This window comes from Kamptonema sp. PCC 6506, from assembly GCF_000180455.1.
GTDB classification, from domain to species: Bacteria; Cyanobacteriota; Cyanobacteriia; order Cyanobacteriales; family Microcoleaceae; genus Kamptonema; species Kamptonema formosum.
In genome coordinates this window covers 1-24,705 of record NZ_CACA01000361.1, presented here as the reverse complement: position 1 = coordinate 24,705, position 24,705 = coordinate 1, and the positions used below count along the sequence as shown (strand labels likewise).

The window sequence follows — 24,705 nt, the reverse complement described above, 5'->3', positions numbered from 1 at the left end:
GAACCCTACTCTTAAACATTCTAATGGATTTAATCACAATATTAGGACTAACAGCCGCTACATTGACAACCAGTGCATTTCTACCTCAAGTGATTAAAACCTGGCAAACAAAATCCGCAAAAGATGTCTCTGTTACCATGCTAATTACTTTCTGTATCGGGATTTTCCTATGGTTAATATACGGGGTTTTCCGTCAAGATTTAGCCATTATTCTTGCCAATGCAGTTACATTAATTCTTAATTTAGCGATTTTATGGCTTAAAATTAGATATGAATGAGAAATTATCCAGCTAAGGCTGAATCTGCCAGTGACTCCTGACCTATTTTCCTCTGAACGCCTCCTGTTTACGCCAGCAACCCCTAACGCTGATGCCATCCCCACAATTTTTGCTTTTCCCAACGAGTATACTGTTGGCATTACTAGCCTTGGCTATCAGGTGGTGTGGGCAACTTTAGCAACCCGGAGTGATATCGAAGTCAGCCGCTTATTTACTGATACCCACGAACAATTACCGAGACAGCCAGAATTAGTGGGTTTTTCCTTATCTTGGGAACTCGATTATGTTAATATTCTCAATTTATTGGAATTTTTAGAAGTACCTATTTGGGCATCAAAACGCACAGATAATCATCCGATTATATTTGGCGGCGGTCCAGTTTTTACTGCTAATCCTGAACCTTTTGCTGATTTTTTTGATGTAATCTTACTAGGTGATGGCGAAAATCTACTTGCTAATTTCATTAATGCTTACAAAGAAGTTAGGACAGCAAATAGAAAAACTAAACTCCGCCATTTAGCACAAATACCAGGTATTTATGTTCCTAGTTTATATGAAGTAACTTATCACGAGCCGGCTGGTGGCATCAAGTCTATTTTGCCAGTAGATACAACCATCCCTGCACAAGTTGAAAAACAAACTTATCGCGGAAATGTTTTATCTGCTTCAACTGTAGTCACAGAAAAAGCAGCTTGGGAAAATATTTACATGGTGGAAGTGGTTCGCAGTTGTCCAGAAATGTGTCGTTTCTGTTTAGCAAGTTATCTAACATTACCATTTAGAACTGCAAGTTTTGAAGAGTCCTTAATTCCAGCCATTGAACGCGGTTTAACAGTGACAAATCGCTTAGGTTTGCTAGGTGCTTCTGTGACTCAACACCCAGAATTTGAGGGATTATTAGATTATTTAAGTCAACCTAAATATGATGAAGTGCGCTTGAGTATTTCATCAGTGAGGACGAATACTGTAACAGTACAATTAGCGGAAACTCTAGCTAAAAGAGATACTCGTTCTATTACAATTGCAGTGGAAAGTGGTAGCGAACGAGTTCGCAAAATTGTCAACAAAAAACTAAGTAATGATGAGATTATTCAGGCTTCCATCAATGCTAAAGCTGGGGGATTAAAGGGAATTAAACTTTATGGAATGGTGGGAATTCCTGGTGAAAAATCAGAAGATTTAAACGAAACTGTGGCAATGATGCGCGATATTAAAAAATCAGCGCCCGGTTTACGTTTAACTCTTGGATGCAGCACTTTTGTCCCGAAATCTCACACCCCTTTTCAATGGTTTGGAGTAAATAAAGAGGCAGAAAAAAGATTAAAGTCGTTAGATAAAGATTTAGGAAAATTAGGTTTAGAATTTCGACCTGAAAGTTATAATTGGTCTGTAATTCAGGCCTTGCTATCGCGGGGAGATAGAAGGCTGTCGAAGTTATTAGAATTGGTGCGGCATTATGGGGATTCTTTGGGTAGTTATCGCCGTGCTTTTAAGGAGTTACGGGGACAGTTACCTGAGATTGATTTCTATGTTCATGCTGAGTGGAAATTGGATTTAGTTTTGCCTTGGAGTCACTTAAAAGGGCCGCTACCTGTTGAGACTTTGAAAAAACATTTAGGGGAGGCAAAAAGTCATTTTTATGGCGAAGTTACGGAATTAAGAGTTTAAAAAATAAAAGTAAAAAGAGGTTAGTTATAGTTGCATAAATGATAAAATCAGGAACTCCACAAAATGAGGGGCAATTGCTTATAATACAATTATGGAAGTACAACCCAGGGAAATTGAACGTTACACTACCTCAGAGGGAAGAGTCCCTTACGATGAGTGGTTTAATTCACTCCGAGATATCAATACTCAAGCCAAGATTATCTCTAGGCTTAACCGCATAGCTGATGGTAATTTAGGGGATTCTCGCTCAGTGGGAGAAGGTGTGTGCGAACTAAAAATTAATTATGGGTCTGGCTACCGGATCTATTTTGGACAGATAGGTTCAACTACTGTGCTTCTACTGTGTGGAGGCGATAAAAGCACTCAAGACAAAGATATCCGCCGAGCTAAAGAATACTGGATAAATTATAGGAGTTAAAACAATGCCTAAAAGCCTACCTTATCATCCATTTCTGATTGAATCTCTCAGAAAAAAGCCGGAACTAGCGGCAGCCTATATAACCGCAACATTAGAGGAAGAAAAGCCGGAACCTGAACTACTCAAACGAGCCATAAATGATGTATTTGAAGCTCTTGGGGAAAAAACTATAACTCCAGAGCAAGCTAAAATACACTTAGACAAACTAGATGAAATTCTTTCACAACAGGGTAGCGATGTAATTTATAATCTAGGTACTTGGTTAAAGGCTATAGGATTAAAGCTCACTGTTACTGTTTGCGAAGCAGAAGAAAGCATAAAGACTTCTGAAATTCAATCTGAGTTAAGCGTTTCGCAAAATTCTTAAAAGAGAGTGTGAGAAAATAAAAATTAAATACATCGCTTTAAATAGCTAATAGTTAATTGCCTGTTTTTACAATTAACTATTAGCTATTAGTCCACATATTTAGCTTTCAACAGCTCTAGTGACCAATCCCCACATAGTGAAAACCAACAGCTTCCAGACTCTTTCTATCTAAGAAATTGCGACCATCAATCATCACTGGATGGTTCATCAACTTCGCCATTTTTGCATAGTCTAAGTTGCGAAACTGTTGCCAGTCAGTGACTAAAACCAAAGCATCACAACCATCTGCTAAGCGTTCGGGATCTGTTTCTACCATTACTCCAGACAAACCATGACGCATTCCCGTTTGTGAAACAATCGGGTCATAAGCTTTAACTTTCGCTCCCAATCGATTGAGATTTTCGATTAAATTCAATGCTGGTGCATCGCGCAAGTCGTCAGTATCCGGCTTGAAAGTTAAGCCAAGCAATCCTACTGTTTTACCTTTGAGAATTTTTAGCACTTGCTGCAATTTTTCAATGGCGATTGTGCGCTGGCGCTCATTAACTTCGACTGCTGCTTTCAGCAAGTGTGCGTCATAGCCGTAATCATCAGCGGTATGAACTAAAGCGGAAACATCTTTCGGGAAACAGGAACCCCCCCAGCCAATTCCTGCTTGTAAAAACTTGCCACCAATCCGGGAATCTAAACCGATACCTTTGGCTATTTGTACTACATCTGCGCCGACGCGATCGCAAATATTTGCGACTTCATTAATAAAGCTAATCTTAGTAGCCAAGAAAGCATTAGCGGCATACTTAATCATCTCAGCGGAACTGATATCTGTCACTACTACAGGTACCTGTGGCAACGATGGATCTTCGCTGTGCTTGCGCTCAATAATTGGCGTGTACAGTTCCATCATCATATCAATGCCACGCTTGCTATTGCTTCCCAAAACAATCCGATCTGGGTTAAAAGTATCGTAAACAGCGGAGCCTTCCCGCAAAAATTCGGGGTTGCTAACTACATCAAATTGAACACCACTTTTGGCTGCAACTTCTTCATTACTAACCTCGCCATCTCCTACCTTAGCTTTTTGGCGTTCTGCGAGTCCATCAAGTACAATCATCCGCACCCAGTCGCCAGAACCAATTGGTACTGTGGATTTATTTACTATTACTTTGTACTCCCCATCCAAGTGAGCACCAATTCCACGAGCGACGGCTTCCACGTAGCGAGTATCGCTTTCGCCAGTCGGCAAAGGAGGCGTTCCCACTGCAATAAATAAAATGTCACCGTGAGCCACCCCTGCGGCTAAATCCGAAGTAAATTCTAGATTTCCAGATTGAGAAGCTGACTGCATGATCTCCGAAAGTCCTGGCTCAAAAATTGGTGACTGTCCAGATTTCATTAACTTCACTTTTTCTTCGTTGTTGTCTACACAGATGACGTGATGACCGATGTGAGCCAAGCAGGTTCCTGTAACTAAGCCAACGTATCCAGTACCAATGACACAAACACGCATAGAATTATCCTCAAAGTAAGTAATGAAATTTAGTAATGGCTAATTGCTAATTGCTAATGGCTAATTGCTAATAACCAACAACTAACAATTAACCACTAACTAACAACAACTAACCACTAACAATTAACAACCAACAACTAACCATTTCCCAGAAGGCGATCGCGAAAATCATCAATAGTCAACTTCAAACCTTCATCTAGTGGAACTTTCGGTTCCCACCCTAACCAAGTTTTAGCACGGGTAATGTCCGGCTGTCGCTGTTTTGGATCATCTTGCGGTAAAGGCTTATAGATAATTTCCGTACCTGGATTCACCATCTCCTGAATTTTCTGAGCCAATTGTAAGATCGTATATTCACCCGGATTTCCTAAATTCATAGGCCCAATGTTATCACCATTCATCAAGCCCATTATTCCTTCTACCAAGTCAGAAACATAACAAAAACTTCGCGTTTGAGAACCATCTCCGTAAACAGTTAGGGGGATTCCTCGCAAAGCTTGGACGATAAAATTACTTACCACTCGACCATCATTTTCTAACATCCTAGTGCCATAAGTGTTAAAAATTCGCACTACCCGAATGTCTACACCATTTTGGCGGTGATAATCAAAGGCCAAAGTTTCAGCTACTCGCTTGCCTTCGTCATAACAGGATCGAATTCCAATACAATTGACATTTCCCCAATAATCCTCTGTTTGGGGATGTACGCTAGGATCGCCGTAAACTTCGGAAGTGGATGCTAACAAAATTCTGGCTTTCACCCGCTTTGCTAAACCCAGCATATTCATTGTCCCCATCACATTAGTTTTAATGGTTTTGACGGGATTATACTGATAGTGAACTGGCGAAGCTGGGCAAGCTAAATGATAGATTTGATCGGCTTCTAAGCGAATTGGTTCTGTAATGTCGTGCCGGATCAGTTCAAAATAAGGATTGTCCATCCATTTGAGGATGTTGCGCTTAGTCCCGGTGTAAAAATTATCCAGGCAAATTACCTCATTTCCCTGGGCCATTAAGCGATCGATGAGATGGGAACCGATAAAACCTGCTCCACCTGTGACTAATATTCTCATTATTTGCGTTACTGAGTTGTTGAGATCGAGCTACGGTACAAATATTTCGTTCTAAACTTAGATAGGACTTACACAAAAGCTGATTTTCTTTAAGAAACGGGGTAATTAGAACCCGGTTTCTTCAAGTTTTTTTGTGTAAGCTTTTTTTGTGTAAGTTCTATCCTTGCTCCAAAATAACAAAGACTACGGCTGAAACAATGTTCGCAACGCAGAATTTATCAAATCTTCATTATTGTAACCAATCAAGATTATGGCTGATCCAGCCGTAACACTGCCATGAAAGCCTCTTGGGGGACATCCACTGTCCCGACAGATTTCATGCGCTTTTTACCTTTCGCCTGTTTCTGTAAGAGTTTTTTCTTACGGGAGATATCACCGCCGTAACATTTGGCGAGAACATCTTTACGCAAGGCGGGAATGTGTTCGCTGGCAATGACTTTACTGCCAATGGAAGCTTGAATGGGAACCTTAAACTGGTGACGGGGAATTAATTCCTTGAGTTTTTCTGTCATTCCTCGGCCTACATTGTAAGCTTTGTCTCGGTGAACGATCATTGCTAAGGCATCAACGGGCTCGGCGTTAATTAGAATGTCCAGTTTTACCAGAGGATTTTCGCGGTAGCCGATGATGTGATATTCCATGCTGGCATAGCCGCGCGATCGCGACTTCATCTGGTCAAAAAAGTCTGTTACTACCTCCGCTAAAGGCAAATCGTAAGTTAAAGTTGTCCGCCCTTTAGCGAGATATTTCATGTCCTTAAACACGCCTCGGCGGTTCTGGCTTAACTCCATTAGCGCCCCTACATAACCCTCTGGCGCGATCATTTCCACCTGAACGTAGGGTTCCTCTATTTTCTGGCGTAACTGAGGGTCGGGCAAGTGGCTGGGGTTATCGATCATCACGACTTCCCCTTTAATCGTCGTCACTTGATAGACCACAGAAGGAGCCGTAACGATCAAATTCAGATTATATTCCCGCTCCAGCCGTTCCTGCACGATTTCCATGTGCAGCAAGCCCAAAAAGCCGCAGCGGAAGCCAAAACCCATTGCACTTGATGTTTCTGGTTCGTAAGCCAAGGCTGCATCGTTGAGTTTCAGCTTTTCCAAAGCTTCCCGCAAGTCGGGAAATTGATCGGCATCGATGGGAAATAAGCCGCAAAATACCATCGGCTTGGCCTCAGTGTAACCAGGCCAAGGTTCCGAGGCCTTATTTTTTGCCAGCGTAATTGTATCGCCCACGCGGGCATCAGCCACAGCTTTGATTGCAGCAGCGATATACCCCACTTCGCCAGCGTGGAGTTCGTCTACCTGCACTTGGGTGGGGGAAAGGATGCCTAACTCGTCGATTTCGTATTCCTTCTCAGAGGCCATCAGATGAATGCGATCGCCCTTTTTCACCGTCCCATCCATCACCCGAAAATAGACAATCACCCCACGATAGCTGTCGTAATAACTGTCAAAAATCAGGGCTCGTAAAGGTTTGGATACAGTATCCTGCGGCGGCGGTACCAGGCTGACAATGGACTCCAAAATCTCGTCAATGCCAATCCCCTCTTTCGCCGAAGCTGGAATCGCCCCAGAACAGTCTAAGCCAATAATTTCTTCAATTTCGCTTTTTACCCGGTCTGGTTCCGCCCCTGGCAGGTCAATTTTATTCAAAACCGGGATAATTTCTAAATTATTTTCCAGAGCCAGATAGACATTTGCCAAAGTTTGTGCTTCCACACCTTGAGAAGCATCTACCACCAATAGAGCACCTTCGCAGGCGGCGAGACTTCGCGACACCTCGTAGGAAAAATCTACGTGCCCGGGAGTATCAATTAAATTCAGCACGTACTGCTGACCATCCTTAGCAGTGTAATTCATCCGAGCCGCTTGCAGCTTAATCGTAATGCCGCGCTCCCGTTCGAGATCCATCGAGTCTAAAAATTGCTCTTTCATCTCCCGATCGCCCACCGTCCCAGTCGCCTGCAACAGGCGATCGGCCAAAGTAGACTTCCCGTGGTCGATGTGAGCGATGATTGAAAAGTTGCGAATGCGAGAAACAGGGACGCTAGTCATAGGAGCCGGGAATGGATGCTTTTTGTTGTATCATTACACACGCAGAGGCTAAACACTTGCAATCCTTCCTTCCTTTCTATTCTACAGAAGGTGTTTAGGATGTTGGTCAAGCCGCTTCCTTAGAAAGTTTCCCTTTAAGGTTGGGCGATCGCTCAACAGCAGATGTCAGGAATTACCAACGCTTGACAAAAGGCACCTAATTTGATGGTATTATTGGAATTGGGGAGGAGATGTGGTACAAAAAATATCTGTTTTTAATAGCCATAAATCCCTTTTTAGCGGCAAATTATACATTCCTTAAAAAGAAAAACCCGTAAGTTTCTATTAGGAACTTCAACAAAAATACTTCTTCCTTGTTAAGATTTCGCGATTCTGACACTCCCACCCCTAAAGGCGATGGGTTTCCATTTTGGAGCATTTATATGAACGAGCAAACCATCCCCCCCCACAGTTCAGCCGACAAGGTGGAAGTGTCTGTCCACTTAGATTCTGAACTATTAGATCAAATTAAGCACCTCACAAATGACCCCAGCAAGGTGATAGAGACTGCGATTCGCCAGTGGCTTAGAGGCGAACGCCGCGAAGATGAGTTAGCCTTGAGTCTTCGGCGCAACCCCCCCATCCCCCCGCGCGGCGAATGGAACGATTGATGCAGAATGAAGGAGATGGGAGCAGGGGAGCAGAGGGGCAGAGGGGCAGGGGGGCAGAGGGGACTGAGAAGGCAAAAGGATTTATTACTCTAGGAGAGAAGGTTGAAGACATTAGCTGAATGCTAACGCACAAGAAAAGCAAAATTCTCCCCATCTCCCCTATCCTCCCCATCCTCCTCATCCTCCCCATCTCCCCCGCCCCCCCGCTCCCCATCTCCTCCGCTCCCCTCCCCTTGCAGTTTCCAGTGGTAATCTGATGAACTCTAACGCTGATTTCCAGCTTTCGAGCCAAGCCCCTACTGACTTTTTGCAAGAATTAGGGGCAGAGTTAGTATTTACCCAGGACGCTTCTGGCAAATATCTATCTTTTTACTGGCAACAAGCTGAGAATTACAAACTGAACCCGGAAAAGATCGTAGGTTGCCAGATGAGCGAAACTTTTGGGCCAGTGGCGATCGCACCTTATCTTGACCGAGTACGCCGCGCCCTCGACGGTCAAATGCCAGAGCGATTCAGCTATCCCTTTGCCTACGCAGAGCAGTATTTTCCCTTCGACCTAGTAATTAGTCCGGTGCTAACAGCCAACGGCAAAGCAACCAAAGTTCTAGTTATGGGCCGACTGTTACCTCATAAACTGAACGCTCAAGCCGTTAATTCTCAAGAATTAGTCGCCTATCCCGCTTTAGCCTCAAACTTGGATTTGCACCAAAAAATGCTGATTCAAATTGCTGGGAGTATCCGCCGCACGCTCCCTCCTAGTTCTGAGTTGTATCATAAAATTCTCTCTCAAATTGCTCAGAATGTTCGCCGAACTCTGGATTTAAAAACTATTTGGCAGCAAACTGTTAACAGTTTAGGGCAAGTTTTGGGAGTCACTCGCTGCATTATTTGTTCTTATAAAGAAGAAGAAAATTACGATTTCTCAGAACTCAATCCTAAATTTAAAGTAGTCGCTGAATATTGCCAAGAGGCTTACTCTTCGATGCTGGGTTTAGAACTCTCAGAGGCGGATCAGCCTGGGTGGAGTCAGGCTTTAGCGACTTTAGAACCAGTAGCAGTAGAGCGCACTCCTGATACTAAAGACCCCTTTGAGCGCTTTTCGGTGCTGGTAGCAGCTACCTCCTATCAAGACCAACCCAATGCTTTGATTTGCTTGCACCAATGTAATACTATCCGCCGATGGAGCGCCGTTGAGGTAGAGTTTGTGCGGGAGCTAGCCGTGCAAGTGGGGACTGCGATCGCTCACGCTACTCTCTATCAAGAATTAGAACAAGCTCGTGCTGAAGCTGTGGCTTTGTCTCAACTCAAAAGCCAGTTTCTAGCCAATACCTCCCATGAACTCCGCACTCCTCTGAATGGAATGCTTGGCTTTCTCAAGTTAGTAATGGATGGTATGGCAGACGATCCAGAGGAAGAACATCAATTTATTCAAGAAGCTTACCGTTCAGCGCTGCACCTGCTCAATCTCATCAATGATGTTTTGGATATTGCCAAGATTGAAGCCGGGAAAATGGAGTTAGAACTTACTCCTATTAAAATCAATGAACTGTTGCAAGAAGTAGAAAATTTTACCCAGGCTCAGTTGCAACAAAAGCAGTTAAATTTTAAAATCCAAAAGCCTGCAACTCAAGATGAAATTATTGTATATGGCAACTACCAGCGCCTGCTCCAAGTGATGTTAAATCTAGTAGGAAATGCGATTAAGTTTACCCATGAAGGGGGTATTAGTATCAGTATGGAATTGATTAAGAAAAAGATAGTTATTCAGAATCGGGAACTACCAGGTCTGGTAAAAATTAGAGTTGCGGATACAGGAATTGGAGTTTCTTTGGACAAACAAGATAAACTGTTTCAGTCTTTCTTCCAAGTAGACGGCGATCGTACTAGGCAATATGGCGGTACGGGTTTAGGTTTGGCAATTTCCCAAAAATTGGTAGAAGCTATGAGAGGGACGGTGAATTTTTATAGTATGGGAGAAGGATTAGGCTCAACTGTAACATTTACCATACCACTATATCAAGAACCAATAATGATTTCTACCCAATCTGCTGAAACTATTGAGTTTTTTACTATAGATTGAAACTTATAGCTAGGGGCTAGGGGCTAGGGACTAGGGACTAGGGGAAAAGAGTCAATGGTTTGGGTCATGAGCGAATGTCCTAAGTAAATCCACCTAATTAAACATAAGATAAGGATGGCTAAAAAGCTGACTGTATAAACATTCTTCCTTCTCTCCTAGATAACTAAATTTTTCTTCCTTCTCTCCTTCTTCCTTCTTCCTTCTTCCTTCTTCCTTCTTCCTTCTACTTAACAGCTAAGAAGGTTGCTATAACTTAAATTTATGGCGAAGCTTTCCGGCGGCGAAAATTAGAGATTCAACTATAAATTTTCGCCGGAAAGCTTCGCCCCTATTACATACTCTCTCTGACTGCTTGAAGTTGTTCCATAGAAATTTCTTGAATTTCGCCGGCAAAATCGTTGTCTGGAGTCAAAAACAGCATACAGTGGCATTCCTTACGTTCGCGCATGGGAATACAAGGGCAATTCCAGTATGCAGCTTTTACTTCTGCTTCTTTATCCTCGTAGTGGCGACAGGGACATAAGGGGGCACCGAGTTCGTCTTTGTGCTTCGCGAGTCCTTCAATGACTACAGCGGTGACAGAAGGTTCAACACAGAAGTAAGTGCTGGTGCGTTTAGCATAGGTTTCGGAGAAATTCTTCATCGCCTCCAGAGTTTTTTCGTTGGAGAGCTTGGTATTTTCTGTGGTTTTCATAGTTTAGATGGTAGGACGAATTGACACTCCCCGGTCTAAAGATACGGAGATGATTAACAACAACCTTTTGGGGATAAATCCACAAAAATCTTGATTTTTAAAGGCTGTATCAAACAGCCACTATCCACTTACTCCGATTAATCTAAGTTTATGGCTACTTTTAGACTGCGGCATACTATCTATAGCAGAAGGCAGAACGCAATAAAAGCAATCGTTTGAGCAAGTAAGAAATTCTTAATCACTTTAGCGGTTGCTATATCTTTTAATTCACGCTTTTAGCTGCCAATTTTTTACCCCTGACGATACCCAAAGGTATGACGTGGGTTGTGGGATTTCAACCGTTTCGTAGCTAAAGTTCAGAGTGTTTTGTATGGTATGTTAACTTTATCACGTCTGTTGAAAATAATGCCGCAATTTAAGTAGCTAGGCTATTCGCTATAGTTGCGATCGCTACTCACCAAAAGTCTTGAGTGTCCAATCCTAGAGCAAACACCGGGCAATAGTTGCCGTTACTGACTCAGCTAACTCTTTAAGGGCATAACCCCCTTCTAACCCAAAGGAAATGCGGCGGGTAATTTTAAGGCAGTAGTCTGTGAACACCCCATAATCCGAAGGTAGGAGGGTAATACTCGCCAAGGGATCGGCGGCATTGCCGTCGTAGCCAGCGCTGACAATCAACAAATCGGGCTTAAATTTCGATAAAAATGGCATAACTTGAGATTCAAAGGCAGTGCGGTACTCGGTGATGCCGCTACCAGGATACATCGGAAGGTTGAGTACATTGTCGTAGGCTCCGCGTTCGTCTCCATAACCAGTTCCCGGATAGCAGGGAGATTGGTGCAGGGAACAGAAAGCGATTTGGCGATTATTTTCAACTAGGGACTGGGTACCGTTACCGTGATGCACGTCCCAGTCGAGGATGGCTACTCGGTTAATTCCTGGTTGTTCGAGGGCGTAATGAGCAGCGATCGCAGCATTAGAAAACAAACAAAAACCCATGCCGCGCTCTCTTTCAGCATGGTGTCCGGGCGGCCTTGCTAGCACGAAAGCTGGTTCACCACTGGCTAAGGCGCGATCGGCACCATCCAACCAAGCACTAATTGCTAGCAATGCCACATCATAACTATCTGCGGAAACTGGCGTGTCGCCATCCAAGTAGCCACCTCCCCGTTGTGCTAGGTGCTCTACTTCGTGAATGTATTTCTGCGAGTGAATCTTTTTGAGAATCGCAGTTAATACCTCGCTACGTTTTTGAACGGGTGTGGGTAACTGCCAATCAAGCTCAGCACCCCAAGGTGCAGCTTTAAGAGCTTCCACGATCGCACTTAGACGCTCTGGCCGCTCTGGGTGAAGCATACCAGTCTTGTGCAGCAAAAAATCCTCAGAGTAGATGACAGGTAGCATAGACAGTTCGGAGTTTTGTACCAGAGGCAACTAATAGCCAGAACGAGTTATTGTCATACTCGACTGATCCGTATGATAACCCGCTTTGACAATCGACTGACCGCAAAAACACCAAAGACTAGGATTCCTAATTGCTGAAGGGGGAAAGGTTAATTTTGTAACTTTCCTTGTTGCTAAGTTGCTAACATCCTTCAACACGAGTGCCATCGGTATAACGGTAGGAACCTTGACCGCGCTTTTAGCAGTTGAGAAATTCTCCTTCGTAGCGATCGCCATTGGCAAACAGATGCACCCTTCCCATTCATTTTTCTATCAGCGAACTCTCCCTAATAACCGTTGCCGTTGGGAAATTCACGGATGCCTTTGCCATTAAATTCTCCATCAGCAAATTCACCGTCGTAACGCCCTTCTTCTTTAGCTGTAGCGGTACTGGGTTAATTTCCGGCTCTGACGCTGTTATCTCTGGCAGTCCTGGGCTAATTTCCGGCTCTGGTGCTGGTATCGATGGCGGTACTGGGCTAATTTCCGGCTCTGGTGCTGGTATCGATGGCGGCGCTGGCTGAATTTCCGGCTCTGGTACTGGTACCTTTGGTGGTTCTGGCTTAATTTCTGGCGCTGGTACCTCTGGCGGTTCTGGCTTAATTTCCGGCTCTGGTACCTGCGGCGGTTCTGGCTCAATTTGTGGCTCTGGGGGAGCAGGTTTGACCGTTTGAACGACCTTTTCCTGAACTACTTCGGGCTCCTCAACTAAAACAAATTTAATGGGTTCCTCTGCAAATTCAGTTGGCTTGACCAAGTTAAGGCTCAAGGGTAAAACAACACCGTGCAGTACGGTTGAGCCTTTTAGGTTCAATGCCAAAAATTTCTTCAGATCGGCTTCTGGTTGTTCTCTTTGTGCTGTGGAAACGTTTAAAAAAGTCATGCTTTATGGCTCTCCTATATGCAGGGTTGGGCAAATTCTTGGTTGAACGATCGCATCTAATCCGCAAAGACTAACGAAGAGTGGTTGAGTTCGTTCTTAACTAGGAACTTATAAAGTCTATCGAGAAGCAGTCACTTTTATCAAGTACTCTTGATATTATTTAGTATTTATAATTGCCCTAAGTTGGAATTTTCCGTAGTATCACATCAATAACATTGATGATTTTACTTTAGCCGTATTATACGGAATTGTTGGAGCAGTAGCAGACTGGATTTTTATGGCTATTTTTAGAGGTTGCGATCGCGCCTGTGCCGGAATTCCTGGGTCTGTTTACCTGCGGACAACTATTGCAGGGCTAATATTGGGCGCGATCGCAGCTATTTTGCCACTAACTCGTTACTTTGGTTACGAAGAATTAGAATCAGTAGTTACTGCTAGCTTTTCTATTAATTTTCTATAATAAATAAGTCTTCTCTTTTCTCAATTTCTTCTTATGGATAGAATTCATTTTTATCAAGAGTATACCTAACAGCCTCTTTATTGCTGCCGGGAAACTTCATCTCAATAAACGATTTATCAAATTTCAATCCTGCTTTTTCCATGACGCGAATCGATCCAGAGTTAACTGCTAAAGCCTTAGCAAAAACGCGCTCCGTACCCAATTCAGTAAATCCTTTATGAATCAGCGCGATCGCAGCTTCCGTTGCATAGCCTTTACCCCAGAATGCTCTTTTCAAACGATAGCCCAGCTCAATATCCTCGCTACGATCTAAGGCTGGCCGGAAATGAAACCAGCCGATAAATTCACCGCTAGATTTTTCCTCTGCTGCCCAAAATCCATAGCCTTGATAGTCCTCATAATATTTGAGAAATAATGGCAAAGTTTGAGAGCGAATCTGTTCGCGATCGCTAGCCTGTCCCCCATTAATATACCGCATCACTTCGGGGTCGCTGTCCAACTCATATAAGTTATCTAAATCCCCCTCAGTAAAGTAACGGAGAATCAAACGTTCTGTCTCCAGAAAAACCTTCACGGTAGCTCCCAATTAAATGTTTGATTTATGGTTGCACGTAGCGGCTAAAAATGGTCATATTGTGCTATAATTTTAGGCGTAACTCGCAATATTTGGCAACTCAACCGAAGATAAACCGATTTTAACGCATCTTCCTGGTTTCTAGCTGCCAAGTTCAGAATTTTATGGAGTATTTCATCGTATGAGCACCTCTGAGTCGCGGATTATCCCGACGGATCTGCGGAATGAGATGTCCCGGTCTTACCTAGAATACGCCATGAGCGTAATTGTAGGCCGGGCTCTACCAGATGCCAGGGACGGTCTTAAGCCTGTTCACCGCCGCATTCTCTATGCTATGAACGAACTAGGCTTGACTCCCGATCGACCTTTCCGCAAATGCGCCCGCGTTGTGGGGGAGGTGCTGGGCAAATATCACCCGCACGGGGATACAGCGGTGTACGACGCTTTAGTGCGGATGGCTCAGGATTTCTCCATGCGCCAACCTCTGATTGACGGGCACGGCAATTTTGGCTCGGTGGATAATGACCCGCCAGCGGCGATGCGTTACACAGAGTGCCGCTTAACACCGCTGACTAGCGACGCGATGCTGCGCGATATCGACTCGGAAACCGTCGATTTTGGCGATAATTTCGATGGTTCGCAGCAGGAACCGCTGGTTTTACCATCGCGCATCCCCCAAATTTTGGTTAATGGTTCGTCGGGGATCGCTGTGGGAATGGCGACGAATATTCCTCCTCACAATTTGGGAGAAGTAATTGAAGGTTTAATGGCATTAATTGCCAATCCAGAAATTACCGATATTGAGCTGATGCAGTACATTCCCGGCCCTGATTTTCCAACGGGGGCGCAGATTTTAGGGAAAGCCAGCATCCGGGAAGCTTACACTACTGGTAGGGGTTCGATTACGATGCGCGGCGTAGCTGCGATCGAAACTATTGAACATCCAGGTAGACCAGACAAAGAAGCAATTATTATCACAGAGTTGCCATACCAAACTAATAAGGCGGCGCTGATTGAAAAGATTGCAGAAATGGTGAATGAGAAGCGGCTGGAGGGGATTTCTGATATTAGAGATGAGAGCGATCGCGATGGTATGCGGATTGTGATAGAGCTCAAACGAGATGCTTATCCTCGCGTTGTTCTCAACAACCTTTACAAACAAACTCCCCTACAAGCTAACTTCGGGGCAAATATGCTCGCGCTAGTAAATGGGGAACCTCAATTACTTTCGCTCAAGCAGTTTCTCAGCGTCTTCTTAGATTTTCGGATTGAGACAATTACGCGGCGGACTCAATACGAACTGCGGAAAGCGGAAGAACGCGATCATTTACTTCAAGGTTTATTGATTGCTCTCGACAATTTGGATGCTATTATTCACCTAATTCGTAGTGCTGCTGATACGGCAACAGCGAAACAGGAATTGATAGATACTTACGGTTTGTCAGAGGTACAATCAGATGCAATTTTGCAAATGCAGCTCCGACGCTTGACGGCCTTGGAAGCGCAGAAGATTACTCAAGAACACGAAGAGTTACTAGAGAAAATTGCCGACTTACTAGATATTTTGGCAAAGCGGGAGCGGATTCTGGAAATCATCCAAACAGAAGTCGCTGAAATCAAACTGAAGTTTGCCTCGCCGCGCCGAACTATCATCGAACACGCCGAAGGAGAAATCGACGAAACCGATTTAATTGCCAACGAACAAGCCATCATCTTGCTGACAGAACAAGGCTACATTAAGCGAATGCCAGTCAGCACTTTTGAGGCTCAAAGTCGCGCTACTCGCGGCAAAGCTGGTACGAAAATGAAAGAGGATGATGGCGTTGAACATTTCCTCTCCTGCTGCGATCACGATAGCGTCTTATTCTTTAGTGATAGAGGCGTTGTTTACTGTCTCAGAAGTTATCAGATACCCGTCAGTTCTCGCACGGCGCGGGGGACTCCGATTGTACAATTGCTGCCTATTCCGATTGAAGAAAAAATCACTTCTATTGTATCGGTGACAGAATTTAGCAATGAAGAATACTTAATAATGCTAACTCGCAGCGGCTTTATTAAGAAGACTGTCTTATCTGCTTTTAGTAACATTCGTGCTAACGGGTTAATCGCTATTTCTCTGGAAGAAGGCGACCAATTGCGCTGGGTACGGCTAGCAAGAGTTGACGATAGTATTATCATCGGTTCGCGCCAAGGAATGACAATTCATTTCCGAACTAATCACGAACAATTGCGCCCAGTTGGTCGAGCAACCCGGGGGGTAAAGTCCATGAAATTGCGAGCAGGCGATGAGCTGATTGGCATGGATATTTTACCAAGTTCAATTGTTGCGAGTATTGCGGAGTTAGAAACTGAAGATTCGGAATTGGAAGAGGAGGAATTAGAAGTATCTGCCCAGGAAATTGAAGTGCAAGTGGAGGAAATTGAAGGCAGCGATGCTGAAGAAATCCCCACTGCTAGCAGTCAAGGCCCTTGGGCGCTGGTAATTACTACAAATGGTTACGGCAAGCGCGTTCCTGTTACTCAATTCCGGTTGCAAAGACGTGCTGGTAAAGGTTTAACAGCTACTAAATTCAAGTCGAAAAAGGCTAAAGATTATGTAGCTGCATTGCGAATTGTCAATGAAAATGACGAGTTGATGATCGTTACTAGCAGAGGTATTATTATCCGTCAGACTGTCAATGCAATTTCTACCCAATCCCGGAATGCAACGGGTGTGCGAGTGCAGCGTTTAGATGAGGATGATTCAATTGTAGCTGTAGCTTTAGTACCGCTATCTGGTGAAGAATCGGAGTCAGATGAAGCTGTGGATTTAGTCTCAGTATCTGGTGAAGAATCAGAATTAGAGTCAGCGGAAATGGAGTAATTTCTTCAGTTTATAGGGTGGGCAATGCCCACCTTGTAACGCCCCCAGAGAGCGCAGTTATCAAGGCGATAATATTAAATTTAGATGTGGATATTCAAAAACCTAAAAAGTCCTAATTTACAGTCTGATACGATTAAAAAATACCGCTTAGCAATTGCATTGATTGGCGGTATTTTAATGGCCTTAGCAACTGCACCTGTAAGTGCTTGGCCCTTGGCGTGGTTAGCACTCGCTCCCCTTTGGGTGATGATTGCTAGTTATGAAAAGCCAAAATTAGAAGAAAAAAAACAAAAATTTTTCCTTCTTCCCTTTTCCTTCTTCCTTCTTCCTTCATTATGGGGAATTGGCTATCACGGGTTAGCTTTATCTTGGATAATGGGAATTCACCCGATGACTTGGCTGGGGGTTCCTTGGTGGCCAAGTTTGGCGATTGCAGTGTTTTGTTGGGTATTTATCACCCTTTGGGGAGCTGCATTAGTCGCTATCTGGGCGTGGCTATTTATAATTCTTAACTCAACTCCTTTAGCACAGGAAGCTGGGGGGAGAAAATCTCAATTATCGGTCTTAATTCGCCTCTTAATTGGGACAGCTTTGTGGTGCAGTTTAGAATATATTTGGAGTTCCGGCTCCCTATGGTGGACATCTCTATCTTACACTCAAAGTCCGCATAATTTAGCAATTTTACACCTCGGTCAACTTTCTGGGCCTAGTGCTATAACTGCCGCCATTGTAGCAGTTAATGGCTTAATTGCTGAAGCTTGGAGCGAAGGAAGAAGGCAGAAGGAAGAGGGCAGAAGGAAGAGGGCAGAAGGAAGAAGGGAAAATTTAATTTCTTATCTTTTACCTGTTATATTTTGCCTAATATTGCATATTATAGGTTTTAGTTTATATAGCCGCCCTTTGACTGAAGATGCAAAATCAGAGTTGAAAATAGGAATTATTCAGGGCAATATACCCAATGAAATTAAGTTTAATTCAGAAGGATGGATTCGCTCTTTGGAAGGCTACACTACAGGATATAAAAACTTAGCTAACCAAGGTGTAGATGCTGTATTAATCCCAGAGACAGCTTTACCGTTTGTTTGGACTAACCCTAATCAACGTTTTTACCTTTCTTTATATCAAGCTATTCTCGCTCAAAAAGTTGTTGCTTGGGTAGGGGGATTTGGACAACAGGAAGATAGCATTACAAATAGCTTGTTTACTATCAACGGTAATGGTGAAATAGTTAGCCGGTACGATAAAACTAAGCTAGTACCATTGGGAGAATATATTCCCTTTGAACAATTTATTGGCAGTATTATTAATCGACTTTCTCCTTTAGATTCCCATTTAGTAGCTGGTAAATCTAACCAATTATTTGATACACCTTTTGGTAGAGCGATTGTCGGTATTTGCTATGACTCAGCTTTTACTGAACATTTCCGCCGTCAGGCGGCGATGGGAGGTGAATTTATCCTGACTGCTTCTAATGATGCTCATTATAATTCATCTATGATGGCTCAACATCACGCTCAAGATTTGATGAGAGGAATTGAAACCGATAGGTGGGTGGTAAGGGCAACTAATACGGGTTATTCTGCTTTTGTTAATCCTCATGGCGAGACGTTGTGGATATCTGGTGTTAACACTTATGAAGTCCAGGCTGGTAATATTTATCGGCGTAAAACTCAGACTTTGTATGTGCGATGGGGGGATTGGTTAACACCTTTATTGTTAGTATTGGGTGTAATAGCGAAAGTTTTCCAAAGAGGGTAATAGATATTATCTAATTCTCTTTGGAAAAACAACTGACTCCTATTCAACGTTAAGGTTGACAACTAACCCATAAGTTGATACGTAGTCTTCTAACTCTTTTAGATCGACCGTACCATTCTTATCTGAGTCAAGAATATTGAAAAGATAATCAGTAATGTATCCCCTCATTTCTTCAGAGCTACGTTCGCCTGTGGTCAAATCTTCTACTAGGCCTAAAAGCTCCATAATCTCTGGTTTATCGAGGGTTTTACTGCCATCGGCATCCAATTGATGGAAAAGCTTTTTGACATCTTCTGTTCCCACTTTCGAGGAACGTAATGTTTCTCTCAATAAGTCACTACTAAAGGCATTCATAAAGAATGTTTGCTCGATGAAAGGGATACAGAAGAACCCTAGCGCGGCCCAGTAAATTGCATAATTCAGCGAGTCCAAATTTGTAGCTGTACTAACTCCAGCAAAAAGAGCGGCCCAAAGGAAAAGTTAGGGTTAACAAGCAAGATATAAGCATCTTGAGCTTCTGCCTTGCTCAGTTTGCCACTTGAAAATATCAAAGTTAATGCAGCGCATAGACGCATCAGAATAAAAACTAATGCAGCAAACGCAAGCTGTTGAAAACCAGCTAGCGCTCGGTTCGGGTCGATGGGGGAAAAGAGGTCAGAAATAAATGTTGCAGGAGCAAACTGAAAGCCTGTTGCTAGGGCCATAAAAGCAACAGCCAGAACTCCGATAAATTTCCATTCTTTACTGTGCCGATTTGAATCAACAGGCGATTTAGAACGCCAAATTTGGGCGGCGGCTCCCGGTATTGCTAGACCTAGAGCTAGAATTACAAAGAAAAAGTTTAAACTGGAGAGGTTAATGGGTAATTGGGAACCTGCGATCGCTAATGTAGCAATCAGCGCGATCGGAGCAACTATTGATAATGTTCTTGATAAGACAGCCGATGGATAAAGATTGCCACCCCAAAGTATCGATAAAACTGGGGAAGTAAGGGCTGGCGGTACTATCCAGAAAAGCACCCATAAAACTTTATAAAGATCGGCAGGGCTTTGGTACAAAACTCCAGAAAATATTAAGGCGAGGCCAACTACCCATCGCAGCAACATCCACCCATAGACTACATATTTGACAGTTGAAGTTACTTTGCGTTTGCTCCCTGCAAAGTCGATGTCTAGGTAGGTATAAAATGTGGACATTGCCAGACAGATAATAATTATCGCTTTAAATAGCTCTGATGGAATTCCTTGTGGGGAAGTGCTGACTACTCTTAGCAAACTGCCCAGTAAGAATGCAACAGCGTATAATACAATCGCCCACATGATTGAAAGATCGTTGACCTTTTTGCGTAAAGCAGCCGCACCGCCAGATTCTTTGTCGCGAAATTTGACGAGTTCATCTCGACTTAAAGCTTTGCCATTAGGAAGTTTTAAGCTGTGATAAGCAGTTGGTGGCAAGTCACTTAAATAAAGTGCTAGAGGTTCTAGTACATATTGATGGCAGACAACTAGAACAGTTTCACCTCGTTCTAAGTGCGGTACAACTCGCTCTTTATAGAAACTGCTAGCGCGTACATAAATTTGTGAAATTTTTTCGCCAGTCGGAGGTGCTTCGTTATGTGAATGCAACATTTCCTCGAAGCCTTCATATCCAAGAGAAAGACGAAGCAAATTGAGGTTACGACCGGCAAAAATACCAAAAGAACGCTCGCTAATGCGGTGGTCGATCTGAACAGGAGTATCAGGAGATTTCAAGGCTTGACTTTCAGCTAGGGCGATTTCACAAGTTTGCCGCGCACGCCTCATGTGGGATACATATACTGCGTCAAATTTGACACCTTTTTTCTTAATATCAAGACCTGCGCGACGTGCTTGTAGCTTGCCAAATGCTGTAAGTCCAACATCTAGTATTCCAGCAAAAATGTTGCGCTCATTGCTGGTACTTTCGCCGTGCCGAATAAAGTAGGCTTCTCCATACAAGGGAAGCTTTTCTGGCTCAGATGGTGATGCAGTAGCCGTATCATTATTTGTGATTTCCATAACTTTTAATACCTTCAGACTAAAGATGTTGAGGTTGACGCGCTAAATCCTAAACCTACATAACAGACAGCAAAAATGTGTTCTAGTTAATGGATTAGCGAAGTATGAATAAGTAGACTACTTCTTCACAAATATGAATAAGAAGACTACTTGTTCCGAGAGGTAATAAATTCGCGATCGCTGTCGGTATTACTCCGCAACTTAGAAACGATAGTCGGATTACGATTATTTTTGACAGGATTGCATCTTAAATCAAAAAAGCTGAGAGTAAGTATATACTTAATTAAAAAATTTGTCAATACAAACTAAAAGATAAATTTTTAAGTAAATTTACTTACTTAAACAAACGTAAAATAGAAATGAGTAACAACCTTGCTAGATAAGCATTCTTCCGTTCCATTGATGGGGAGAGTTAGACTTCGGACGTTCGACAAGTTCAGTCGAACCGCGAACGGTCGAATACTTGTCAAACTGCACGCCAAAGCTTTATTACTTTTACTTATTTATGTGCAATATCACCGCAGCGAACACTCGGAGGCAAAGAAACTAAATCATCAATATTGCGCTGCATCGTAGCACAAATATTATCTAAAGGTAAATCATTAGCATCGTGACCAAAAGGATTTTCGATCTCAATGCCAATTTCTTCTATGCCAAATAAGGTAAAACTAATCAAAGCTACTATTAAACCAGTTCCCCAACTCAAATCCTTGACCATTTGAAATGGTAATGCAAAACAATAAATTAACAATAGTTGCTTGAGGTGAATCGCATAAGCTAAGGGTATAGGTGTCTTCAAAATCCGTTCGCAGCCGCCTAAAGTATCGACTAAATTGTTTACTAATTTCTGCATGGCTGTTAGCTGATAAACATCAATGCACTTTTGGCTATATTGCTTATGCAAATAATCAGAAATCCAGAAAGCAATTTCTAAAGGGGGATTGTTTATAGACTTGAGTTTTTGATATTGTGAGGTAGACATTAACTGCTCTAGTTCGCTGTTTACAGGCTCTAGCCTTAGATGCAATTTCATCGCCACTGCAAAGGCAGGTAAGAGCAGAATTGCTGACTTTTTTTCAAAAAAATCATCTGGCTCATTTTCCTCAACTGCCACCCAGATTTGACGGGATAGATTCCGAACGGTATTGATTAAATTACCCCAAAATTTCCGACCTTCCCAAAATCTCTCGTAAGCTGTGTTTGTTCGGAAAACTAATAATAAACCAAGGACGATACTCGGTACAATACTTGATAAAATGGGCAAAGATACGGGAAAGTTAAAAAAATGTAGAAAGGAAATAAAACCCCCAAATCCGCCGCAGATAAGAACGCGGGGCAAAATCTTAGGAATAACAGATCCGCGTAACTTAAAGGCAGTTTGAAACCAGGGTCGTTTTTCAGTCTTCATGCACTATCTCCTTTTTGCTTAATATCAGACAGAATCGGCTAACGGCTACTCTCCGACAATACTTTACTGGTTTTTTTAGCTGTCGTCAGAGTATTCCCCTAAGTATGTGTACCAATACATTGGGATTTTAGCTGAAAATTTATCTTGTTTGTGGTTTGATCGAAGCACTTAGTTAGGTAATATAGTTTAAGTATCTTTAAATAAAAGCTTCCGTGCAACAGCACTCAACTCCTCAGTCTCCGCGCGATCGCACTTTGCCTAATCAGCGGTGGCAAATCTACCCATCGCAGGCACAACAAGCCGAACATTTGGCCCAAGAAATTGGCTTGTCACCCTTGCTAGCACAGGTACTCATTAATCGAGGGATTGAATCTGCACAAGGGGTGCAAGCATTCTTAGAGCCCGAATTGGAAGTTTTGCCACCGCCAATGCAGGATTTTCCCGACTTAGCGATGAGTGTGGAGTTATTGCATGAAGCAATATCTCAAGGTGAAAAAATTGCTATTTGCGGTGACTATGATGCTGATGGCATGACGAGTACGGCACTTTTGTTGCGAAGTCTCAAAACTTTGGGTGCGAAGGTTGATTATGCCATTCCTAGCCGAATGCACGAAGGCTATGGCATTAACGAGCGCATTGTTGAGGAATTTAAGAGCGAAGGTGTAAGCCTGATTCTCACTGTAGATAATGGTATTGCTGCCTATCAACCGATTGCGAGAGCGCGAGAATTGGGCTTAAATGTGATTATTACCGATCACCACGATATCCCGCCGCAACTGCCGCCAGCAAATGCTATTCTCAATCCGAAATTAATTTCCGAATCTTCGCCTTATCGTGGTGTGGCGGGAGTTGGTGTTGCCTATATTTTGGCGATTTCCCTAGCACAGCGGATGGATAAAATGCAGGGTTTAGTAAATCCAATGTTGGAGCTTTTTACATTGGGAACAATTGCAGATTTAGCTCCTTTAATTGGTGTGAATCGCCGTTGGGTAAAACGAGGATTAAGGCTGCTGCCTCATTCGCAATTAGTAGGAGTGCAGGCGTTAATTGAGGTTTCGGGATTAGTACGTGAAAATAAACCAGAGGGCGAGCGACTCTCTACTCAAAACTCAACATCTTCAAGCGCTGCGAGTGCAATTAAGCAATCTAAAAATTCTCTCAAGCCGGAGGATATTGGCTTTCGCCTTGGCCCTCGGATTAATGCGATCGGTCGCATTTCTGACCCCCAAATTGTTATTGAATTATTAACAACTGACGATCGGGATTTAGCCTTAGAAAGGGCGAAGCAGTGCGAGGAAATTAATCAGCGCAGACAGGAGTTATGTCAAGAAATTGAGGCGGAAGCGATCGCGTATTGTGAAGAAACTCAGGTGGATTTACAGCAGGAACGGGTTTTAGTTGTCGTGCAACCAGGATGGCATCACGGCGTAATTGGTATAGTTGCCTCGCGGTTGGTGGAACGCTATGGTGTACCTGTATTTATTGGTACTTATGAGGATGAAGAAGAGGAAGATGCGGAAAGTTTAGCACCAGAGAAGATGTCTATTAGTAGCGAAGATTTAAGTGATAAAATAGATAATTTATCGATTAAATCTGTTGGTAAAAAGATTCGGGGTTCGGCACGAGGGATTCCTGAGTTTCACGTATTTGAGGCTTTACAATTCTGCGATCGCTTGTTAGGAAAATATGGGGGACATAAAGCGGCTGGGGGCTTTTCTATGCCAGCGGCAAATCTAGAAGAATTTCGCACGCAGTTAGGTATTTTTGCTCGTAAATCTTTAGAGTTACAACACCTCAAACCGCTAGTTTCTATTGATGCTCAAGCTAATTTTGCAGAAATTAATCTCGACCTTTACCGCCAAATTGATGCGCTGCAACCTTGCGGGATTGAAAATAAGGCTCCCGTATTTTGGACACCTAATGTGCGAATCATCGAACAAGCAACTGTTGGCAAAGAGAAAGCGCATATTAAAGTAACTTTCAGCCAAGATGTAAAGTCTATCCCAAATCTGAAGGCGATCGCATGGCGGTGGCGAGAATATTTCCCCCTGCCGCCGCGAGTGGATATTGCCTATCATTTGCGAGAAAATACATATAATGGCAATACCACAGTTGAGCTAGAGTTGGTGGGAGTGCGACTACCCACAGATACCGCAAGTTTACCTCCATCGCCCCAGAAAAAAGCCCTGGAGAAGGCTCAACAGAAAGCAGAGTTTTATTATAGCGATCGCAAGTACACCTGTAGCCTCTCCCAAATTGAAAATGTCAAAGAATTAAGAATTAGGAATGCTCAAGGGCAAGTTTTAGCAGTTAAACAAGGTGAAAAAACAGGACTTCTGGGAACAAGGCGAGACGATGCGATCGCTGTTGATGTCTCTCAACCCTTTTTCTACAATTTAATTAAAGCGGCTCTCAGTGCTTTAGAGCTTGCAAAAGAAAAAGTTAATTAAGAAGGAAGAAGGAAGAAGGAAGAAGGAAGAAGGAA

At 43.2% G+C, this 24,705-nt stretch carries 19 protein-coding genes and 1 pseudogene; 10 read left to right on the top strand and 10 right to left on the bottom strand.

The genetic code is table 11. From position 1 onward, the window contains the following. Window positions 1-23 precede the first annotated feature (23 nt). From OSCI_RS25965 to OSCI_RS25950, 4 genes are all read left to right on the top strand, one after another. Window positions 24-278, top strand: coding sequence for a SemiSWEET transporter (locus OSCI_RS25965; protein WP_007358191.1), 255 nt, complete (start codon window positions 24-26; stop codon window positions 276-278). Window positions 279-308: 30 nt separating this feature from the next. Further along, on the top strand, window positions 309-1,946 hold the full coding sequence (locus OSCI_RS25960; protein WP_007358190.1) for a B12-binding domain-containing radical SAM protein: 1,638 nt from the start codon (window positions 309-311) through the stop codon (window positions 1,944-1,946). A gap of 91 nt (window positions 1,947-2,037) precedes the next feature. Beyond that, entirely contained in the window at window positions 2,038-2,364 is a 327-nt protein-coding gene (locus tag OSCI_RS25955) for a type II toxin-antitoxin system RelE/ParE family toxin (RefSeq protein WP_007358189.1), read from the top strand. Between the two features lie 4 nt (window positions 2,365-2,368). Then, window positions 2,369-2,731: a DNA-binding protein gene (locus tag OSCI_RS25950; RefSeq protein ID WP_007358188.1), complete on the top strand. Its 363-nt coding sequence runs from the start codon at window positions 2,369-2,371 to the stop codon at window positions 2,729-2,731. 115 nt (window positions 2,732-2,846) lie between these two features. Here the strand turns inward: OSCI_RS25950 and OSCI_RS25945 are convergent, their stop codons facing one another. The 3 genes from OSCI_RS25945 to lepA form a co-directional block, all read right to left on the bottom strand. Then, window positions 2,847-4,238, bottom strand: a complete 1,392-nt coding sequence (locus tag OSCI_RS25945; protein ID WP_007358187.1) for a UDP-glucose dehydrogenase family protein — start codon at window positions 4,236-4,238, stop codon at window positions 2,847-2,849. Between the two features lie 137 nt (window positions 4,239-4,375). Then, on the bottom strand, window positions 4,376-5,311 hold the full coding sequence (locus OSCI_RS25940) for a UDP-glucuronic acid decarboxylase family protein (RefSeq protein WP_007358186.1): 936 nt from the start codon (window positions 5,309-5,311) through the stop codon (window positions 4,376-4,378). Between the two features lie 248 nt (window positions 5,312-5,559). Beyond that, a complete protein-coding gene (gene lepA / locus OSCI_RS25935) occupies window positions 5,560-7,371 on the bottom strand; it encodes a translation elongation factor 4 (RefSeq protein ID WP_007358185.1) in 1,812 nt (603 codons plus the stop codon). A gap of 422 nt (window positions 7,372-7,793) precedes the next feature. On the opposite strand from lepA, the gene OSCI_RS25930 reads away from it, so the two are divergent. Further along, window positions 7,794-8,021: a type II toxin-antitoxin system CcdA family antitoxin gene (locus OSCI_RS25930; protein WP_007358184.1), complete on the top strand. Its 228-nt coding sequence runs from the start codon at window positions 7,794-7,796 to the stop codon at window positions 8,019-8,021. Between the two features lie 256 nt (window positions 8,022-8,277). Further along, entirely contained in the window at window positions 8,278-10,101 is a 1,824-nt protein-coding gene (locus tag OSCI_RS25925) for an ATP-binding protein (RefSeq protein WP_007358182.1), read from the top strand. A gap of 331 nt (window positions 10,102-10,432) precedes the next feature. Here OSCI_RS25925 and OSCI_RS25920 read toward each other — a convergent pair whose 3' ends face one another. The 3 genes and pseudogenes from OSCI_RS25920 to OSCI_RS31790 form a co-directional block, all read right to left on the bottom strand. Further along, window positions 10,433-10,795 carry a ferredoxin-thioredoxin reductase catalytic domain-containing protein gene (locus OSCI_RS25920; RefSeq protein WP_007358181.1) on the bottom strand — a complete coding sequence of 121 codons (363 nt, stop codon included), beginning with the start codon at window positions 10,793-10,795 and terminating at the stop codon, window positions 10,433-10,435. Between the two features lie 480 nt (window positions 10,796-11,275). After that, on the bottom strand, window positions 11,276-12,199 hold the full coding sequence (locus tag OSCI_RS25915; protein WP_007358180.1) for a histone deacetylase: 924 nt from the start codon (window positions 12,197-12,199) through the stop codon (window positions 11,276-11,278). Between the two features lie 326 nt (window positions 12,200-12,525). After that, a pseudogene (locus OSCI_RS31790) lies at window positions 12,526-12,570 on the bottom strand (hypothetical protein); the annotation flags it as partial. Window positions 12,571-13,326: 756 nt separating this feature from the next. Between OSCI_RS31790 and OSCI_RS25905 the strand changes: the two are divergent. Next, the gene (locus tag OSCI_RS25905) at window positions 13,327-13,581 is read left to right on the top strand and encodes a hypothetical protein (protein WP_324603723.1); all 255 of its coding nucleotides are present in this window, start codon (window positions 13,327-13,329) and stop codon (window positions 13,579-13,581) included. Between the two features lie 31 nt (window positions 13,582-13,612). Here the strand turns inward: OSCI_RS25905 and OSCI_RS25900 are convergent, their stop codons facing one another. Then, a complete protein-coding gene (locus OSCI_RS25900; RefSeq protein ID WP_007358176.1) occupies window positions 13,613-14,155 on the bottom strand; it encodes a GNAT family N-acetyltransferase in 543 nt (180 codons plus the stop codon). 181 nt (window positions 14,156-14,336) lie between these two features. On the opposite strand from OSCI_RS25900, the gene gyrA reads away from it, so the two are divergent. Then, the gene (gyrA, locus tag OSCI_RS25895) at window positions 14,337-17,018 is read left to right on the top strand and encodes a DNA topoisomerase (ATP-hydrolyzing) subunit A (RefSeq protein WP_007358175.1); all 2,682 of its coding nucleotides are present in this window, start codon (window positions 14,337-14,339) and stop codon (window positions 17,016-17,018) included. A gap of 84 nt (window positions 17,019-17,102) precedes the next feature. Beyond that, on the top strand, window positions 17,103-18,776 hold the full coding sequence (gene lnt / locus OSCI_RS25890; protein ID WP_007358174.1) for an apolipoprotein N-acyltransferase: 1,674 nt from the start codon (window positions 17,103-17,105) through the stop codon (window positions 18,774-18,776). Between the two features lie 39 nt (window positions 18,777-18,815). On the opposite strand, the gene OSCI_RS31145 is transcribed toward lnt, so the two are convergent. From OSCI_RS31145 to OSCI_RS25880, 3 genes are all read right to left on the bottom strand, one after another. Then, window positions 18,816-19,130: an EF-hand domain-containing protein gene (locus tag OSCI_RS31145; RefSeq protein ID WP_007358173.1), complete on the bottom strand. Its 315-nt coding sequence runs from the start codon at window positions 19,128-19,130 to the stop codon at window positions 18,816-18,818. A gap of 65 nt (window positions 19,131-19,195) precedes the next feature. Continuing rightward, a complete protein-coding gene (locus OSCI_RS25885) occupies window positions 19,196-20,812 on the bottom strand; it encodes a histidine phosphatase family protein (RefSeq protein ID WP_007358172.1) in 1,617 nt (538 codons plus the stop codon). A gap of 499 nt (window positions 20,813-21,311) precedes the next feature. Continuing rightward, window positions 21,312-22,220, bottom strand: a complete 909-nt coding sequence (locus tag OSCI_RS25880; RefSeq protein ID WP_007358171.1) for a bestrophin family protein — start codon at window positions 22,218-22,220, stop codon at window positions 21,312-21,314. A 212-nt stretch (window positions 22,221-22,432) separates the two neighbouring features. Here OSCI_RS25880 and OSCI_RS25875 point away from each other — a divergent pair, with 212 nt between their 5' ends. Next, window positions 22,433-24,670 (top strand): single-stranded-DNA-specific exonuclease RecJ, encoded by a 2,238-nt coding sequence (locus OSCI_RS25875; protein ID WP_007358170.1) that lies wholly within the window; start codon window positions 22,433-22,435, stop codon window positions 24,668-24,670. Window positions 24,671-24,705: the final 35 nt, after the last annotated feature.